The sequence below is a fragment of the Catenuloplanes sp. NPDC051500 genome, assembly GCF_044454585.1.
Lineage (GTDB): Bacteria > Actinomycetota > Actinomycetes > Mycobacteriales > Micromonosporaceae > Catenuloplanes.
Map to the genome: position 1 here is coordinate 138,189 of NZ_JBITDX010000001.1, position 17,222 is coordinate 155,410.

At 71.3% G+C, this 17,222-nt stretch carries 17 protein-coding genes; 13 read left to right on the plus strand and 4 right to left on the minus strand.

Translation table 11 applies throughout. The features are described from left to right. The first annotated feature begins 22 nt into the window (after positions 1-22). The 4 genes from ACIA8K_RS00555 to ACIA8K_RS00570 all read left to right on the plus strand — a co-directional run bounded on the left by ACIA8K_RS00555 (position 23) and on the right by ACIA8K_RS00570 (position 4,398). Positions 23-1,285: a sensor histidine kinase gene (locus ACIA8K_RS00555; protein ID WP_396053406.1), complete on the plus strand. Its 1,263-nt coding sequence runs from the start codon at positions 23-25 to the stop codon at positions 1,283-1,285. Positions 1,286-1,384: 99 nt separating this feature from the next. After that, on the plus strand, positions 1,385-2,050 hold the full coding sequence (locus ACIA8K_RS00560; RefSeq protein WP_396053408.1) for a response regulator: 666 nt from the start codon (positions 1,385-1,387) through the stop codon (positions 2,048-2,050). Between the two features lie 149 nt (positions 2,051-2,199). Beyond that, positions 2,200-3,315, plus strand: coding sequence for an NAD(P)-dependent alcohol dehydrogenase (locus tag ACIA8K_RS00565; RefSeq protein WP_396053410.1), 1,116 nt, complete (start codon positions 2,200-2,202; stop codon positions 3,313-3,315). A gap of 135 nt (positions 3,316-3,450) precedes the next feature. Continuing rightward, on the plus strand, positions 3,451-4,398 hold the full coding sequence (locus tag ACIA8K_RS00570; RefSeq protein WP_396053412.1) for an alpha/beta hydrolase: 948 nt from the start codon (positions 3,451-3,453) through the stop codon (positions 4,396-4,398). A gap of 649 nt (positions 4,399-5,047) precedes the next feature. Here ACIA8K_RS00570 and ACIA8K_RS00575 read toward each other — a convergent pair. Genes ACIA8K_RS00575 through ACIA8K_RS00585 form a run of 3 tightly spaced genes read right to left on the minus strand, consistent with a single transcriptional unit; the run spans position 5,048 to position 8,059 of the window. After that, positions 5,048-5,998, minus strand: coding sequence for a VWA domain-containing protein (locus tag ACIA8K_RS00575; protein WP_396053414.1), 951 nt, complete (start codon positions 5,996-5,998; stop codon positions 5,048-5,050). Beyond that, on the minus strand, positions 5,995-6,915 hold the full coding sequence (locus ACIA8K_RS00580) for a DUF58 domain-containing protein (RefSeq protein WP_396053416.1): 921 nt from the start codon (positions 6,913-6,915) through the stop codon (positions 5,995-5,997). The genes ACIA8K_RS00575 and ACIA8K_RS00580 overlap by 4 nt, the downstream gene beginning before the upstream one ends. 4 nt (positions 6,916-6,919) lie before the next feature. Beyond that, entirely contained in the window at positions 6,920-8,059 is a 1,140-nt protein-coding gene (locus ACIA8K_RS00585) for an AAA family ATPase (protein ID WP_396053417.1), read from the minus strand. Between the two features lie 273 nt (positions 8,060-8,332). Between ACIA8K_RS00585 and ACIA8K_RS00590 the strand changes: the two genes are divergently transcribed. The 6 genes from ACIA8K_RS00590 (at position 8,333) to ACIA8K_RS00615 (ending at position 12,100) form a co-directional block, all read left to right on the plus strand. Continuing rightward, positions 8,333-8,527 (plus strand): acetone carboxylase, encoded by a 195-nt coding sequence (locus ACIA8K_RS00590; RefSeq protein ID WP_396053419.1) that lies wholly within the window; start codon positions 8,333-8,335, stop codon positions 8,525-8,527. 39 nt (positions 8,528-8,566) lie between these two features. Further along, the gene (locus ACIA8K_RS00595) at positions 8,567-9,097 is read left to right on the plus strand and encodes a PH domain-containing protein (RefSeq protein WP_396053421.1); all 531 of its coding nucleotides are present in this window, start codon (positions 8,567-8,569) and stop codon (positions 9,095-9,097) included. A 7-nt stretch (positions 9,098-9,104) separates the two neighbouring features. Further along, the gene (locus ACIA8K_RS00600; protein ID WP_396053423.1) at positions 9,105-10,499 is read left to right on the plus strand and encodes a PH domain-containing protein; all 1,395 of its coding nucleotides are present in this window, start codon (positions 9,105-9,107) and stop codon (positions 10,497-10,499) included. A 47-nt stretch (positions 10,500-10,546) separates the two neighbouring features. Then, positions 10,547-10,969, plus strand: a complete 423-nt coding sequence (locus ACIA8K_RS00605) for a thioesterase family protein (protein ID WP_396053425.1) — start codon at positions 10,547-10,549, stop codon at positions 10,967-10,969. Positions 10,970-10,979: 10 nt separating this feature from the next. Then, complete coding sequence (locus tag ACIA8K_RS00610; protein ID WP_396053427.1) at positions 10,980-11,819, plus strand: MBL fold metallo-hydrolase; 840 nt, start codon at positions 10,980-10,982, stop codon at positions 11,817-11,819. 77 nt (positions 11,820-11,896) lie between these two features. Then, positions 11,897-12,100 (plus strand): hypothetical protein, encoded by a 204-nt coding sequence (locus ACIA8K_RS00615; protein ID WP_396053429.1) that lies wholly within the window; start codon positions 11,897-11,899, stop codon positions 12,098-12,100. 32 nt (positions 12,101-12,132) lie between these two features. Here the strand turns inward: ACIA8K_RS00615 and ACIA8K_RS00620 are convergent, their stop codons facing one another. Continuing rightward, the gene (locus ACIA8K_RS00620) at positions 12,133-12,744 is read right to left on the minus strand and encodes a superoxide dismutase (RefSeq protein ID WP_396053431.1); all 612 of its coding nucleotides are present in this window, start codon (positions 12,742-12,744) and stop codon (positions 12,133-12,135) included. A 139-nt stretch (positions 12,745-12,883) separates the two neighbouring features. On the opposite strand from ACIA8K_RS00620, the gene ACIA8K_RS00625 reads away from it, so the two are divergent. The 3 genes from ACIA8K_RS00625 to ACIA8K_RS00635 all read left to right on the plus strand — a co-directional run bounded on the left by ACIA8K_RS00625 (position 12,884) and on the right by ACIA8K_RS00635 (position 17,191). After that, complete coding sequence (locus ACIA8K_RS00625; RefSeq protein ID WP_396053433.1) at positions 12,884-13,819, plus strand: carbohydrate kinase; 936 nt, start codon at positions 12,884-12,886, stop codon at positions 13,817-13,819. 131 nt (positions 13,820-13,950) lie between these two features. Then, entirely contained in the window at positions 13,951-15,411 is a 1,461-nt protein-coding gene (locus ACIA8K_RS00630) for an aminopeptidase P family protein (RefSeq protein ID WP_396053435.1), read from the plus strand. 391 nt (positions 15,412-15,802) lie between these two features. Beyond that, complete coding sequence (locus tag ACIA8K_RS00635; protein ID WP_396053437.1) at positions 15,803-17,191, plus strand: M4 family metallopeptidase; 1,389 nt, start codon at positions 15,803-15,805, stop codon at positions 17,189-17,191. Positions 17,192-17,222 lie beyond the last annotated feature (31 nt).

Consider the following 17,222-nt stretch of genomic DNA (forward strand, 5'->3'; position numbering starts at 1 on the left):
TCGCGCGCCGTAGCCTGCTCACGTGTCAGCCACCGCACGCTTCAAGCGGCCCACCCCGTGGCGCGATCTCGGCCGTCTGATGGGCGGTCCGGACTATCGGGCCGCCCCACCCCGGCCAGGCTCGTTCCGGGAGCGCACCCGGACGATTGTCGCGGTGCTGCTGGTCGTGCTGGTGGTGGCCGGCGGCGCGGGCGGCGCCGCCTATCTGCAGTCGCAGCGCTACCTCACCATCGAGCCGGCGCTGCTGGTGGCGATGCCCGGCGTGCTCCCGCTGCTGATGGTGTTCTGGCGGCCGCTGATCGCCTGGCGGTTCACGTACGCCGCGATGTTCATCGGCGCGTTCTATAAGTCGCCGGACGAGATCTGGCCGTGGAACCCGGTGCAGATCGTCGTGACGCTCCTGGTGTTTCTGGTGATCGCGTCCAAGGTCAAGGCCGGCATCGTGCTCTGGGTCGGCGGGCTCGCGCTCATCCCGATCGGGTTCTTCACCGGCCACGACAACTGGCCGGGCGTCTTCCTGCTGTACCTGGCCGTGCTGGTCCTCGGTGACCAGGTGCGGCGGCGTACCCGCGCGGAGCAGAGCCTTGAGGCGCAGGAGGAGATCAGCGACCTGGCCCGGGCGCAGCGCGCGGTGCTTGAGGAGCGTGCCCGGATCGCACGCGAGATGCACGACGTGGTCGCCCACCACATGTCCATGATCGCGGTACGCGCGGAGACCGCGCCGTACCGGCTGGCCGAGCTCTCCGGCCCGGCGAAGGAGGAGTTCGTGGCAATCGCGGGCGCGGCCCGGGAGACGCTCGCGGACATGCGGAGGCTGCTCGGCGTGCTGCGCACCAGCCGGGAGGACGGCCCGCAACTGGCACCGCAGCCGACGCTCGCGGACCTGCCCGCGCTGATCGCGACCGCGTCCGAGGCGGGTATGCCCGTCACGCTTGAGATGGACGAGATCGAGCCGGCGCCGCCGGAGCCGGTGTCGCTTGCCGCGTACCGGATCGTGCAGGAGGCGGTGGCGAACGCGGGACGGCACGCGCCGGGCGCGGTGGTACGCGTGGTGGTGCAGGTCGAGGGCGAGGCGCTGCACGTGACGGTGGCGAACGGTCCCGCGCCCACGCCGGCACCGGTGTCCGGGGGCACCGGGCACGGGTTGATGGGAATGCGGGAGAGGGCGCAGGCTCTGGGCGGCACGTTCGTAGCGATGCCGTCGCGTGGCGGTTTCGAGGTGTCCGCCACGCTTCCGCTCGTGGACCCGGCGACCGCCCCGGCCACCCGCCCCCGACCCGACTGAAGCCCCGCTACCGCCCCGGCCACCCGCCCCCGACCCGACTGAAGCCCCGCTACCGCCCCGGCCACCCGCCCCTGACCCGACTGAAGGCAGAGCCCTCTCTTGATCAAAATTCTGATCGCCGACGACCAGGCCATGGTCCGCGAGGGCTTCGGCGCGCTGCTCGCCGCCCAGCCGGACCTGCTCGTCGTCGGCGCCGCCGCGGACGGCGCGCAGGCAGTCGCCGAGACGCGCCGGCTCGACCCGGACGTGGTGCTGATGGACGTGCGGATGCCGGTGATGGACGGCCTGGAGGCGACCCGCCGGCTGCTCGCCGACCCGGCCGCCAGCCGGCCCCGGGTGCTCATCCTGACCACGTTCGACCTGGACGACTACGTGTTCGAGGCGTTGCGCGCCGGGGCCAGCGGCTTCCTGCTCAAGGACGCGCCCGCGGCCGACCTGGTCCAGGCGGTCCGGGTGGTGGCCGCCGGCGAGGCGCTGCTCGCCCCGTCCGTGACCCGGCGGCTGATCGCCGAGTTCACCGCGCGGCCCGCCCCGCGGGAACGACCGCGGCCGACAGTGCTGAACGCGCTAACCGCCCGGGAGACCGAGGTGCTGCGGCTGATCGCCCGCGGCCGGTCCAATGCGGAGATCGCCGCCGATCTGGTGGTGGCCGAGCAGACGGTGAAGACGCACATCGGCCGGATCCTGGCCAAGCTGGCGCTGCGCGACCGGGCCCAGGCGGTGGTCCTGGCCTACGAGACCGGCCTGATCTCCCCCGGGGAGTAGGCGAAGCCGCGCCTACGGAGGTCCTGTCGGTTTTTTACCATCCCCAGTCGCCACCGTGCCCTGTTGCTCCCGATTCTCGGACCTACGTTGGACCGGCACGTTCAGCCACCGAACCGAGGAGCACCGATGAACCGCCCGGAACTGTCCGCATGGAGATAACCGCAGCCGTCGTCGAGGAAGTCGGCGCGCCCTTCCGGTTGGCGACGCTCGAACTCGACGAACCCGGGCCCGGCGAGGCCCTGGTCCGCATCGTCGCCACCGGCATCTGCCACACCGACGAGATCACCCGGCACGGCGACCTGCCCATGCCGTTCCCCGGTGTGCTCGGCCACGAAGGCGCCGGCGAGGTCGTCGCGGTCGGCGACGGGGTCAGCGCGGTACGCCCCGGCGACCACGTCGTCATCGGCTGGCCGTCGTGCGGGCAGTGCCGCAACTGCCGCGACGGCGAACCCCGCTACTGCGCGCGCCTTGGTGAGGCACTGTGCGGCGGCGGGCGACTGCTCGGGCCCCGCGCGGGCGAGACCGCGTTGCGGCGGGCGGACGGCACCCCCGTACACAGTCATTTCTTTGGTCAGTCGTCTTTCGCGACCTATTCGCTGACCTGGGCCGACGCTCTCGTCGTCGTGCCCCGCGACGCCCCGCTCGAACTCCTCGGACCGCTCGCCTGCGGGCTGTCCACCGGCGCCGGCGCGGTCATGAACACGCTGCGTCCCGGCCCGGGATCGAGCCTTGTCGTCTACGGCGTCGGCGCGGTCGGTCTCGCCGCGATCATGGCTGCCTGCCTGTCCCCCGCCACGAAGATCATCGCCGTCGACCGGCAGCCGGCTCGCCTGGATCTGGCCCTGGAACTCGGCGCGCACCATGCCGTGAACGCCGCCGAGAAGGACGCCGTGGCCGAGGTCCACCGGCTGTGCGACGGCCCGGCCGATTTCGCGCTCGAGTGCACCGGCGTCATCTCCGTGGTGCGCCAGGCGGCCGACAGCGTCGGCATGCTCGGCACCTGCGTGCTGATCGGTGGCGCGCCGGCCGGGGCCGAGTTCAGCGTCGACCACCTGAGCACCCTGTGGGGCAAACGCATCGTCGGCACCCTGGGCGGCAGCGGCCGCAGCGAGCCGCTCATCCGCACCCTCATCGAGCTGCAGAAACAGGGCCGGTTCCCGTTCGAACGGCTGGTGCGGTTCTACGACCTGGCGGACATCGAGAAGGCGATCGAGGACAGCCGCCGCGCGGATGTGCTGAAGCCCGTGGTCCGGATCAAAAGGTAGTACCCAGGCGGTAGTGAACGGATCACGGCGATGTCACGTACCCCCGGAAAGCCAGCCGAAAGGCGGCTCTGGTGAGTGACGTGCCGCCCGTGGCCGAGGCCGCAGGGTGTCCTCTCCAGCGAGGAGAGGACCGCCATGACGGGACGAATGGTGATGACCGCACTGGTCGCGGTCGGGCTGTGGGCGTACCTGCCCATGTTGCCCGTGCATCAACCGGGGCGCGCCCGGCCGGCCCTGGCCACCACCATCGCGAGCACGCTGACCGGCTGCCTGACGCCGCACGAGTGCGCGCGGCGGATCGACGGTCTCTACGCGACAGGCGAGGCGTCGATGCGGGCGGCCGGGGAGCCCTACGCGTCCTGGACCGGCCGCCGCTTCCTCGGTTTCGACGACCGCGGCGACGGGCAGGCAGTGGAGGTGTTCGGCGACCTCGCCACCGCGGAGCGGATCACCGTGGTGGTGCCGGGCGTCGCCAGCACACTGAACAACTTCACCCGCGGCCTCGGCAACGTGGCCCGGCGCGCGCCGTCCGTCCAGGCGCGGTCGGTCTACGACGCGGCGCTCACGCGGCACCCGGGCGCGCGGGTCGCGGTGATCGCCTGGCTCGGCTACGACACGCCGGACGGCGTCACCGTGTCCGCGGCCCGCGAGGAGGTCGCCCGCGCCGGCGCCCGCGCGCTCGACCGGCTGCTGGAGGGCCTGGACGCCGCTCGGCCGGGCGTGCCGGTGACCCTTGTCGGGCACAGCTACGGCGCGATCGTCTGCGGCCTGGCCGTGCGGTCCGGCGCCGGATCGGTCACCGACCTGATCGCGCTTGGCGCACCGGGCATCGGCGCGGGAAAAGCCACCGACTTCCCGGGGGTACGCGTCTGGGCCGCCCGTGCGGACGCGGACTGGATCGGCCGGGTGCCGGCCGGGCGCGTGCTCGGCTTCGGTCACGGCACTCCACCGGCCGTGCCGGAGTTCGGCGCGCTGCCGTTGCCGGTCGACGCCGGGACCGTGCACGACGGCTATCTCGTCCCGGAGTCGCCGACGCTCCCAGCGGTGGCCGCGCTCGCTTTGCCCCGCTCCGTCCTGCACTGAGTCGCACGTCACGATCGGGTCACGGTGACAGCTGTCCGCGATCGGACAACTGTCACCGTGCGTGAGCGGCGCACGGCGTCGGGTAGAGCGCCGATCGACGGGTTTGCTTGGCACCCGGGCCGGGAACACGCACAGGTGGGCCCGCCCTTTCCGGACGTGAGGTCCACACGCGACACGACCGCGGTGTGCACCGGACGGTCGGACACGGTCGTGCACAACGGGTGTAAGGTGGCGCTCGGTCCTGGTCCGGTACGACTGCGGGAGGTGGTTGCTATGCGAGATAGCGATCCCCCCAGTCATAGCCGGGCCACCCGTCAGTTCCGCTGACGCCGCTCCCGGCGTCTCCATCATGCGACTGACCCGGTGACCGCTTCCTGAGAACACATCCCCGCCCGTTTCTCCCGGGCCCGGGGGTCTTGCGCCCGTGCGCGTGTCGCGCCGCCACGGGTGCCGGGAGCGTGTGCGCGTTCGTCCTCGCGGCCCCGCGCCGGCCGCGATCGCCACCGGAGACATCACCATGAGCCGTTACGTAGCCCCGCTCGGCCTGATGCTGGCCACCGCCTGGGTCGTCACCCTGTTCGTCCTCGCCAGCAGCGCCACGATCTAGGCGCTCACCCCGGCCACCGAGGGCCGGGGTGAGCACGCAGAATCACGGCAGCCGGGACGACCAGAGCAGGCTGCAGACCGCCGCGATCATGCCGAACAGCAGCGCGAAGCCCGCGTAGTACTGGGTGACCTCGCGCGGCTCGATCCGGTAGCCGATCGAGCTGCCCATGTCCTCGTAGACCTGCTTGAGCTCGCTAACCGACGCGGCCTCGTAGAAGTAGCCCTTGGTCGCCTGCGCCAGCTCGTTCAGCGAGTACCTGTCGACCGGCACCGGCTGGAGGTCGCCCGCGATGTTGACGATGCCGCTGTCCGTGCCGAACGCGATCGTGGAGACCGGCACGTTCGCCGAGAGCGCGGCCGCGGCAGCCTCCTCGGTCGAGCGGCCGGTGGTGCGGTAGCCGTCGGAGAGCAGCACGATGCGCGCGGGGGCCGGGCCCTCCGCGCCGTCCGCCGGCACCGCCTTGATCGCGTCAAGCGAGGTGAACACGGCCTCGCCGGTGGAGGTCGCCTCGGCAAGCGTCAGGCCGTCGATCCCGGCGCTCACCGCGGACCGGTCCTTGGTCGGGGCGACAAGTACGTTCGCCGACTTGGCGAACGAGACCAGGCCGACGTTGAACGACGCCGGCAGCTCGCTGACGAACTGCTTAGCCGCGTCCTGCGCGGCCTCCAGCCGGGTCGGCGCCACGTCGTCCGCCTGCATGGAGAGCGACACGTCCATGGCCAGGATGATTGTGGCGCGTTCCAGCGGCTCCTCGGTGTCCACGGACGGGCGGCCCATGCCGATCGCAAGCGTCAGCAGCGTGAGCACGAACGCGGCCGGGCCGAGGTGCTTGCGCCAGCCGAGCCCTTTCGGTGCGAGCGTGCGGAGCAGCTCCACGTTGCTGAACCGGACCGCGACAGTGCTCCTGCGCAGTTGACGCCACACGTAGGCGCCCGCGACCGCGAGCACCGGCAGGATCAGGAGCAGCCAGTACGGCTCCAGAAAACGGATCATCGAGTCGTCCCTCGGGTCCGGGCGTGCCGCTGCGCGGCCACGAAGCGAACCATGTCGAGCAGCCAGTCGGAATCGGTGCGCAGCCGGAGGTGGGCCGCGCCCGCGCCACGCAGCGCGGCCGAGATGGCAGCACGCTGGGCAGCGGCCCCCTCGGCGTACCGGCGGCGCAGTTTCGGGTCTGAGGTCTGGACCTCGTGCACGGCGCCGGTCTCCGGGTCGACCACCGCGAGCACGCCGACGTCGGGCAGTTCCAGCTCGCGCGGGTCGACGATCTCGATCGCCAGCACGTCGTGCCGGACCGAGAGCTTCTTCACCGCGCGGGACCAGGTCGCCGGGTCGGACATGAAGTCGGAGATGACCACCGCGACGCCCCGGCGGCGTGGTGGCTTGTTGAGCAGGTCGATCAGGTCGCCGAGCGAGGACCGGCCGGGCGCGCTGGGCAGCTTCGCGACGTGCCGGAGCATGCCCTGCGCCTCCTTGCGGCCGGGGCGGGCCGGGATGCGCTGCACGGAGTCGCCGGTGCCGACCACCGCGCCGAGCCGGTTGCCGCCGCGGACGGTCAGGTGCCCGACCGCGGCCACCGCGGCCACGGCCAGGTCGCGCTTGAGCCAGCGCGCGGTGCCGAAGTCGAGGCTTGCGGAGAGGTCGAGCGCGATCCACGTCTCCAGCTCGCGGTCCGCGACCGTGCGGCGCACGTGCGGGACCGTGGTGCGGGCGGTCACCGGCCAGTCCATCCGGCGCACGTCGTCGCCGGCCGTGTACTCCCGGGACTCGCCGGCCTCGGTGCCCGGCCCGGGGAGCAGGCCGGCGTAGTCACCCTGGAGGAGGCCGTCGAGCTTGCGGGTGACAAGCAGCTGCAGCCGGGAGAGGACCGCTTCCGAACGGGTCGACTCGGTCGGCGCGAGGCCCCGGATCATCGGATCACCGGGCCCCCGGCCAAGGGCCCGTGGTCTGGGCCGCCGGCGCCGGCGTGGCGCCCTGACGCGGTGTCACGGACGGCAGCGGCACGGTCGCCATGATCCGGGCCACCACGTGGTCGGCCGGGATGTCGTCCGCGAGCGCGTCGTAGCTGAGCACCAGGCGGTGCCGCAGAATGTCCGGCGCGATGTCCTGCATGTCCTGCGGGAGCGCGTAGTCGCGGCCGCGGAGCAGGGCCAGCGCACGGGTGGCCCGGACGATGCCGAGCGAGGCGCGCGGGCTGGCGCCGTACTGGATCAGGCGGGCCACGTCCGGCAGGCCGTGCGCGGCCGGGTCGCGCGTGGTCAGCACCACCCGGACCGCGTAGTCGATAAGTGCGTTGTGCACGAAGACCTGGTCGGCCTTCTGCTGCAGCTTGATCAGGTCGTGCGGCGTGAAGACCGCGGACGGCTCGGGGGCGCGCACGCCCATCCGGTAGACGATCTCGCGCTCCTCCGAGTCCGTCGGGTAGCCGACCACGATCTTCATCAGGAAGCGGTCGCGCTGCGCCTCGGGGAGCGGGTAGACGCCCTCCTGCTCGATCGGGTTCTGCGTGGCCATCACCAGGAACGGGTGCGGGACGCGGTGGGTCTCGCCGCCGATCGACACCTGCTGCTCGGCCATGACCTCAAGCAGCGCGGACTGGACCTTGGCCGGCGCGCGGTTGATCTCGTCGGCGAGCAGGAAGTTCACGAAGACCGGGCCCAGCTCGACGTCGAACTTCTCGCTCGACTGCCGGTAGATCCGGGTGCCGACGATGTCCGCCGGGACCAGGTCGGGCGTGAACTGCACCCGGGAGAACGTGCCACCGACCACCTTGGCCAGCGTCTCCACAGCGAGTGTCTTCGCCACGCCGGGCACGCCCTCGATCAGGCAGTGGCCGCGGGCCAGCAGCGCCACGAACATCCGCTCGACCATCCGGTCCTGGCCGACGATCACGCGTTTGACCTCGAAGAGCGCCCGCTCGACCTGGGTGGCGTCCTGCGCCGGGGTGGTGCCGGGCGGCGCCGTCGCGGTCTCCGGGGCCGGCGTCGCCGCGGGCCCGGGCGTCACCGCGGGCTCCTCGGCCGAAACGGGCACCTCGGGCGTGGTCTCTTCGGCCACCGGTCCTCCACAACGTGGGACAACAGGAATCTAAACTCTCGATCCAAGGCTAGTCCGCGGTACCGGCCAAGCGTGACAGGTCCCGATACCGCCTGCCTGAGACAACCACACTTGTCTGACATCGGCCTGGGAGTCTGCCGGGAGAACGGTGGGCGGGTGGACAGACGGTACGGTCCCGTGTGTACCATTTCAGCCGTCGCCGGGCAGCTTCCCCCGTGGTTGCCCGGCGACCCTTTCGTATCATGTGCACCATCAGAGTCCCGGGGGTTCCAGGTGACCGCGCCCGACGAGTTGATCTGCTCGGCCAAGGGCTGCAAACAGACCGCCTCCTGGCAGCTGCTGTGGAACAATCCCTCGCTTCACACGCCGGATCGGCTCAAGACCTGGCTGGCCTGCGACGACCACCGCGAGCACCTCTCCGGCTTCCTCGACGCGCGCCGCTTCCTGCGCGAGGTGCGCGCTTTCTGAGGGCGGCATTCGGGCGTGACGGCGACTACCGTGGACGCTGTGACTGAGACGCCCGCACCTCCGGACAGCGGCGAGGTGCGCATCGATCCGCTGGAACCCTGGCCGGACACGGTCGACTGGAAGCCGGTGTCGCACGACCTGATCTGGGTCGAGCTGGTCCGCCTCGCCATCTGGCTGGTGATCCTGATGGGCGCCCTGGTCGTCGGCTGGGTCCTGGCCGGCCACTGGCTGTTCGGCGCCGGCGTCGGCGTGGTGCTCCTGTTCGGGCTGTGGCGCGCGGTCGTGATCGGCCGGGCCGTGCGCGCCTGGGGTTACGCCGAGCGCGAGCGCGACCTGCTGGTCCGGCACGGGCTGCTGGTCCGGCGGCTGTCAATCGTGCCGTACGCGCGGATGCAGTTCGTGGACGTGACCGCAGGCCCGCTGGAGCGCTCGTTCGACCTGGCCACGGTGCAGTTGCACACGGCCGCGGCGGCAAGCGACGCGAAGGTGCCGGGTCTGCGGCCGGCCGAGGCGGCCCGGTTGCGCGACAGGCTGACCGCGCTCGGCGCGGACCGCGCCGAAGGACTGTGAGCCGTCGATGACCGAGGTCGAGGTCAACTCCCCCGAGGTCGCACCGGAACCACCGCCACGACAACGCCTGCACCCGCTGAGCCCGCTGCTCAACGGCGCGCGCACGCTTGTGGTGATCGTCGGCGCGATCTCCGTCACCCAGGCGTCCTCGTTCGGCTGGGAGCGCTTCGCCGTGATGCTCGTGGTGATAGCTGTCGGCGCGGTCGTCTTCTCACTGATCAACTGGCTGAACACCGGCTACCACATCGTCGGGCGTGAGCTGCGCATCCACGACGGGCTGATCTGGCGGCGCACCCGCGCGATCCCGCTGGAGCGCCTGCAGACCGTCGAGGTGCGCCGGCCGTTGCTGGCCCAGCTCACCGGCCTCGCGGAGCTTCGGCTGGAGGTGGTCGGCGGCGGCAAGACGGAGGCACCGCTCGCGTTCCTCACCGTGGCGGACGCGGAGGCGCTGCGCGAGCGCCTGGTCCGTCTCTCCGGCCACGATCACACCCCCATTCAAGAGCCACTCGTGGGTACGCCGCCGGCGCCGGACAGCGCGGCAGCGTACCCCCGCAGCGATCTTGATCTTGTCTCTCCCCGGCACGCGGTGCCGAACGCGGATCTGGTGCTCAGCCAGATCCTCACGCCGCAGACGTTCTTCCTGCCGCTCGGCGTGGCGTCGGTGCTCGTGCAGTTCAGCTTCGCCGGCGACTTCAACCTGGTGGCGATCTTCTCCACGCTCGCGGCCGTCGGCGGCGTCATGCTCGCGCCCGCCCGCCGCGTGCTCAACGACTGGAGCTTCCGGATCGGCGACGTGCCGATCGGCGACGAGGGGCGCGGCCTGCGGATGGCCTACGGGCTGCTGGAGACGCGCAACCAGACCGTCCCGCTGCACCGGCTGCAGGCCGTCACAGTCACCTGGCCGCTGCTCTGGCGCGCCAAACGGTGGATGCGGGTGCGCTTCTCCGTGGCCGGCGTCGCGGGCCCAGGCGACGGCAACGAGCAGCAGTCCGACCGGTTGCTTCCGGTCGGCGACCCGGAGACCGGGCGGCGGCTTGTCGCGCTCGCCATGCCCGGCCTCGACCTGGCCGCGGTGCGGATGGCACCGCCGCCGCGCCGGGTCCGGTGGCTGCACCCGTTCGCCTGGTCGCGGATGGGCGTCGGGCTGAACGCCACGGTCTTCACAGTCGTCAGGGGCGTGCTCACCCGCGAGCTTGTCGCGGTGCCGTACACCCGGATCCAGAGCGTGCGCGTGGTCCAGGGCCCGCTGCAACGGCGGCTGTCGCTGGCCACCGTGCACGTCGACACCGCGGGCGGCGCGGGCGCGGAGGCGCCGGACCGGGACGTCCACGAGGCGTGGGCGCTTGCCGCCGCGCTCGGCGCGCGGGCGCACGCGGCACAGGCTGCCACGATGCGATCTTGACGGATCCTGCACGGCGCGCGGGTGCCGTCTACGCATAGGCTGTGGTCATGGAAGAGCAGCCGGTCTTCGCTCCCGGGCTGACCGCCCGCGTCGAGCTGGCGGTCGGCGATTCCGACACCGCGCAGACGCTCGGCTCCGGCGACGTGCCGATGCTCGCCACGCCGCGCGTGCTCGCGCTTGCCGAGACCGCCACAGTGGCCGCCACCGCCCGGCAGATGCCGAGCGGCCTGACCACAGTCGGGTTCCGCGTCGAGCTGTCGCACAAGGCGCCCACCCCGATCGGGCGGCGCGTCGCCGCCCAGGCCACGCTGACCCAGGTCGACGGCCGCCGCCTCGTGTTCGAGGTGCACGTCACGGAGGTGCCCGCCAGTGCCGACGTGCCCTACGCGGACCGCCGGGTCGTCGCCGAGGGCCGGATCGAGCGGATGCTCGTCGACCGGCAGCGCTTCCTGTCCGCAGCGTTCGAGTGAAAGGTCATCCGTGAGGTTCGTTGAGGTCGCCGACCGTGTGTTCGTGCTCCGCTACCCGATCCTGGACATCAACTCCACGCTGATCGTCGGAGACGGCGAGGCGTTGCTCGTCGACACGCTCGCCACCGGCCGGCAGGCCAACGACCTCGGCGAGGCCGCGCGCGCCATCACCAGCTTCCCGTGGGCGCTCGTCAACACGCACCACCACTTCGACCACTGCTTCGGCAACGCCGCGCTCGCCGACTCCGCCCGCCCCGTCTGGGCCCACGAGGAGGCGAACCGCCTGCTCCTGGAGACCGCCGAGACCCAGCGCGCCGCCTGGATCGCCCGCTGGACCGACACCGACCCGGTACACGCGCGCGACCTGGCCGACGTCGAGATCCGCGGCGCCACCGACACGTTCGCCCAGGAGATCCCGCTCGACCTCGGCGGCCGCCTGATCCACCTCAAGCACCTCGGCCGCGGCCACACCGCAGGCGACATCATCGTCCAGGTTCCGGACGCCGGCGTGGTCGTGGCCGGCGACCTGATCGAGGAGTCCGCCGCCCCCTCCTACGGCGACGACTCCTACCCCCTGCACTGGCCGGAGACGGTGGCCGCGCTGCTCCGCCTGGACCCGCTCACGGTCGTCATCCCCGGCCACGGCGCCCCGGTCGACGCGGGCTTCGTCAAGGCCCAGCACGAGGAGCTCACCACGATCGAGTGGGCCCTGCGCGACGCGTACGGCGACGGCGCCCGCGCCGAGGAGGCCGCCGAGGCCCTCCTCACCAGAACCTCCCTCACCCTCACCCCCGAGGCCGCCCTCACCGCCGCCCACCGCGCCTACGCCGACCTGGCCGGCACCGCCTGACGTCAACACCTTCGAGGGCCGCGCGCCGGCCGCCGCTCCTGGCATCATTGACTCCAACTTCCGAAGGGGTGGCGTCGATGACCGCAGCCAGCAATGCAGACCGGCCCGTGCGATGGCCCGGCGGGGAGCACGTGCCCGCCGAGGAACTTGTGCGGCGGCACGGCGCCGTGCCGATCGCCTCGGTCGCCTCCATGGCGCGGCCCGAACACTTCGAGAGTGACAACGAACTCGACGACTTCCTCCGCGAGGTCTACGCCGCACGGCGATCGGACCTCGCGTGAATCTGGTCGTCGACCTGAACTGACCCGGGCCGCTACTCCGGGAGCGTGATGCAGGCGAGGCGGGTGCCGGCCGTACCGGCCTTGCCGGGGGCGGTCTTGGTGTGCTCGGTGTGGATGATCAGGGAGCGTGGCGGCGTGGTCTGGTCGAAGCGCCACTGCACCGTCGAGCTCACCGAGGCGGTGCCGGCGACGTCCGTGGTGAAGTCGAGCCAGACCTCGTTGCTCGGGTTGGCGAAGGACGGGTCGACGGACGGCGGGGAGGCGGCCGCCTTGGGGTCGTGGTGGTGCTGGTAGTGGGGGCCGGCGTCGTCGGGCTTGGCACCGCAGACGTTGGTGTGCAGGTGCGCGCCGTATCCGCGGGACGGCAGCAGGCCCTGGATGTCGAGCTGGACCACTGTCTCCACCACCGCGGGCGAGACCGTGACCGTCGCGTTGGCGCCGATCGGGACCAGCGCGGGGTCGTACGTGATCGCGGTCTGGTCGTCGGCCCAGGCGGCGAAGGTGCCACTCTCGGCGTAGGCGCGCAGCACGGACGCGGTGGTGCCGGTGGAGGGCAGCGCGGCATCCTTCTCCGCGGATCCGCAGCCGCCGGCCGCCGCGAGCAGCCCCGTCAGCCCGAGCCCGGCCATGATTGCTCGTCGCATACGCCCGCTCCTCCACCACTGCAAAACAACAAAACCCGACAAATCATGATATTTCAAGGACCATTGTCCCAGGGTTGTACTCGCCGGTCAGGCGGACCGCCTGGGATGATCAGGGAAAAACTTTCCGGGAAGGCGCGACATGACCTACGCGGTGGTGCTCGGCGAATCGCTTATCGACCTGCAGGAGACCGAGTTCGACGGCGCCCCGGCGTACCGTGAGGTGATCGGTGGCGCACCGCTCAACGTCGCCGCCGGCATCGCCCGCCTGGCCGGCCCCGGGCACGTCGAGTTCGGCGGCGCGCTCGGCGACGACGCGCTCGCCGGCCGGATCGCCACGTTCCTGACCGGTACCGGCGTCGGCACCCGCGCGGTCGTCCGCATCCCCGAGCCGACCGCGCTCGCGGTGGCCACGTTCGACGGCGCGGAGCCGGACTTCCGCTTCTACGGCGAACCCCCGGCGTACGCGCTCTACCAGGCCGCCGACCTCCCGGCCGGCTTGGTAGAGGGCGCCGCCGTGCTCTACTGCGGCTCGATCAGCCTGCTCCGCGAGCCGTTCGCCACCACCGCCCGCGCCGCCTGGAACACCGACGGCCCGCTGCGCGTCTTCGACCCGAACGTGCGCCCCCGCCTTCTCCCGGACGCGGCCGCCTGGGACCGCCAGCGCGCGATCGTCGCCGACTTCGCCGCCCGCGCCGACCTGGTCAAACTCAGCTCGGTGGACGCGGAGGCGCTCTACGGCACCGAGCCGGCCGAGGCCGCGCGCCGGCTGCACGCGCTCGGCGCGCCGGTCGTGGTGGTCACCGAGGGCGCGCGCGGCGCACTGGTCTCCACCGGCGACCGGGAGTCGTTCGTGCCCGCGCCGGTCGTCGACGCGGTGGACGCCACCGGCGCCGGCGACTCGGTGATGGCCGCACTCACCTACCGGCTGCTGCCCTCCGGCCGCCCGACCAGCCACGACGAGTGGCAGGCCCACGTCGAGTTCGCGCTGTCCGTGGCCGCACTGGTCTGCGAGCGGATCGGCGGCGCCGTCGCGATGCCCACGATCGCCGACCTCGACGCCCGCTGGAACCGGTGAGCATCCCGATCATGATCAATTGGACGCGGGTGGGCACGCCAGAACCCGTGACGACGCGGTAACGTCGAAGGGATAATCCTCGACGCCACAGGCCACCCCCACCTGTGTGCGCTACCCCGGGAGGCAGGCCCATGACCGAGAAAGAGGCCCCGAAGACGGAGTCGCACGACCCCGACTTCCCCGAGGCGCTGCTGCAGTTCATGCGCTCCGGGTGGCGGGACGACTCACTCACGGTCGCCGCACAGCCCGAAGCCGACCGGTACGCGGCCCGTCGCGCCAAACTCTCCGCCGCGTTCCCCGGCGAGACTCTTGTCATCCCGACCGGCCGGGAGAAGGTCCGTGCCAACGACACCGACCACCCGTTCCGCCCCGGCAGCGACTTCGTCTACCTCACCGGCGACCACGACCCCGACGGCGTGCTCATCATGCGCCCCAACGGCGACGGCCACGACGCGGTCCTCTACACCCGCCCGCGGTCCTCCCGGGAGACCGACGAGTTCTTCCGCAGCCGTGACGGCGAACTGTGGGTCGGCCGCCGCCACACCCTCGCCGAGAAGTCCGCGCTCCTCGGCATCGACACCGCGGCACTCCACGACTCCGCCCGCGCGCTCGCCGACTGCGCTCCCGGCCGCACCCGCGTCCTCCGCCGGCTCGACCCGCGCGTCGACCTCGCCATCCGCCCCTGGGACCCGGAGAAGGCCGGCGACCGCGACCGCGAACTCGCCTGGACCCTCTCCGAACTCAAGCTCGTCAAGGACGAGTGGGAGATCGCCCAACTCCGTGCCGCCGTCGACGCCACAGTCCTCGGCTTCGAGGACGCGGCCCGCATCATCCCCGCCGACCGCGGCATCTCCGAACGCCTCATCGAAGGCGTCTTCGGCCTCCGCGCCCGCCACGACGGCAACGACGTCGGCTACGGCTCCATCGTCGGCGCCGGATCACATGCCACGATCCTCCACTGGGTACGCAACAACGGCACCACCACCCCCGGTGAGCTGCTGTTGATGGACATGGGCGTCGAAGGTAATCACCTCTACACCGCCGACGTCACCCGCACCATCCCGGTCAGCGGCACCTTCACCCCCCTCCAGCGCCAGGTCTACGACATCGTCCACGCCTCACAGCAAGCGGGCATCGACCTGATCAAGCCCGGCGTGAAGTTCAAGGACGTCCACGAAACCTGCATGCGCGTCCTCGCCGACGGCCTCTCCGACCTCGGCGTCCTCCCCGTCAGCGCGGACGAGGCCATGGACCCCGCCTCCACCGTCTATCGCCGCTGGACCCTCCACGGCTTCGGCCACATGCTCGGCCTTGACGTCCACGACTGCGCCCACGCCCGCAAAGAGACCTACCGCGACGGCGAACTCGGCGAGAACTTCGTCCTCACCGTCGAGCCGGGGCTCTACTTCCAGCCTGAGGATGACCTTGTGCCTGCGGAGCTTCGAGGGATCGGGATCCGCATCGAGGACGACATCCTGGTTACGGCTGAGGGGGCGGTGAACCTGTCGGCGGGGCTTCCTCGGAGTTCGGCTGAGGTGGAGGGGTGGCTCGACGCTCAGCGTTCTGCCGGGGTGCGGCTTCCTGGGGTGTGAGGCGGGTCGCGATGCTCGTTGCTTCTGATCCTGGTCTTGCGGGTTGCGCTGGGTGGGGTGTCGGGGGGGGGGGGGGGGGGGGGGGGGGTGTGGGAGCTGTGGGGGGGGGTTTTTTTTTCCCCCCCCCGCCCCCCCCCCCCCCCCGACACCCTCCGGGGCACGTTTAGTGGGGCGGCGGCAGTCTGCATTTTAGGCTTGGTGTAGCCGCTGGGCAGGGGTTATAGCGGAGCGCAGTCGGGGTGTTTTGAGCCGAGAGTAAGAATGCTGTTTTTGGCTCCGTCGCAGGTGCGGTTGCGTCACGTTGTGGTCGAGGGATTGGCGAGGGCTCGTTCGGACCCTGACGGATGGGTCTTACGCTTTGTTTATGTAGTGGCTCTTATGTTTTGTGGGTATGGATGACATATTGGCTGGGCGTCGCGGATCGGTGACGTGGCTGGGCCGGCGGTGGCTGGTGCCGCTTGTGGTGACGGGTGGCGTCGTTGTGGCCTCCGCCGGCATTGCGACTGTGAACGCTGCGACCGGTGGCCATGGCACTGGGCGTGGTTATCACAGTGGGTCGGTGAGCATCGTGACGCGGGCGGCGGGGGCTGACGGGTTTGTGCTCGTTGACCCGAGCCGTGGCGGCATTGAGGTCCGCGATCTGAACGGCGGGTACTTCGGTGGGGCCTACAGTGGCGAGCGGGTTACCGACGCTGACGACCGCTGGGGGAACGGCGTTGCCGACGATCCGGTAACCGCGAATGTCGATGCGTATTACGCAGCGGAAATGACCTGGGACTATCTGCTCAGGGTGCATAAGCGGGCGGGGGTCGCGGGGGACGGCACCGGGCCTGTTCTCTTTACGAATGCCGGCGAGGCGGGGGACGGTATCGCCTCCTATGAGGCGGACTGCAGGTGTGTGCTGCTGTCGCCGCCGGCGGCCGGGGGGCGGTCGATGAACACCATTGACGTCGTCGCGCACGAGTTGGGCCACGGGCTGTCGGGACTCACCGCCGGCTTCGACAACCACGGCGAGTCGGGTGGTCTGAACGAGGCCAGCAGCGACATCATCGGCACGCTTGTCGAGTTCGCCGCCGCCAACCGGACGGACACCCCCGATTACACGATCGGCGAGAGCACGAGTGGCGGTCCTCTACGGCGCATGGACGCGCCCGCTGCCGGCTGCTGGGATCCCACGCTTGCCGACCAGGACGACACGCACGTGATTGCCGGACCGGCGATCAAGTTCTTCTACCAGTTGGCGGTCGGCAGCGGCCCCTCACGCTGGGGCGACAGCCCTACGTGCGGCGGCGCCCCTGCGGTCACAGGTCTCGGCAACGACAAGGCCGGCCGGATCTGGTACCGCGCGCTTACCGTCTACATGGTCCCGAACACCGACTACGCGGGCGCCCGGGAGGCGACACGACGGGCCGCGGCTGACCTCTACGGGGCCGGAAGCGTCGAGGCACAGACAGTTACCGCCGCCTGGGCTGCGGTAGGCGTCGACGGCACCAAGCCGGTTCCGACAGCGCCGATCGGACCGAAGATCAAATTCGTCGGAGGCTGGTGGGACGTTGCCGGCGCACCTACCTACCACTACATCCAGTTCTCCCACCCGCAGCGGCAGAAGGTCCAGCTCAGCGCCACAGGACTGCCGCCGGGCCTTCAACTGGACCCGAACACGGGGCGGGTCCACGGCACACCGGCCACCATCGGCGAATATGAGGTCACGCTGACCGCCACCGATTCCGACGGTAACACCAGAACGCACGAGCTGACCTGGTCCATCACCGCCGGCTGAACGGTGAGCGCGGTCTGCGGCCGGATCACGC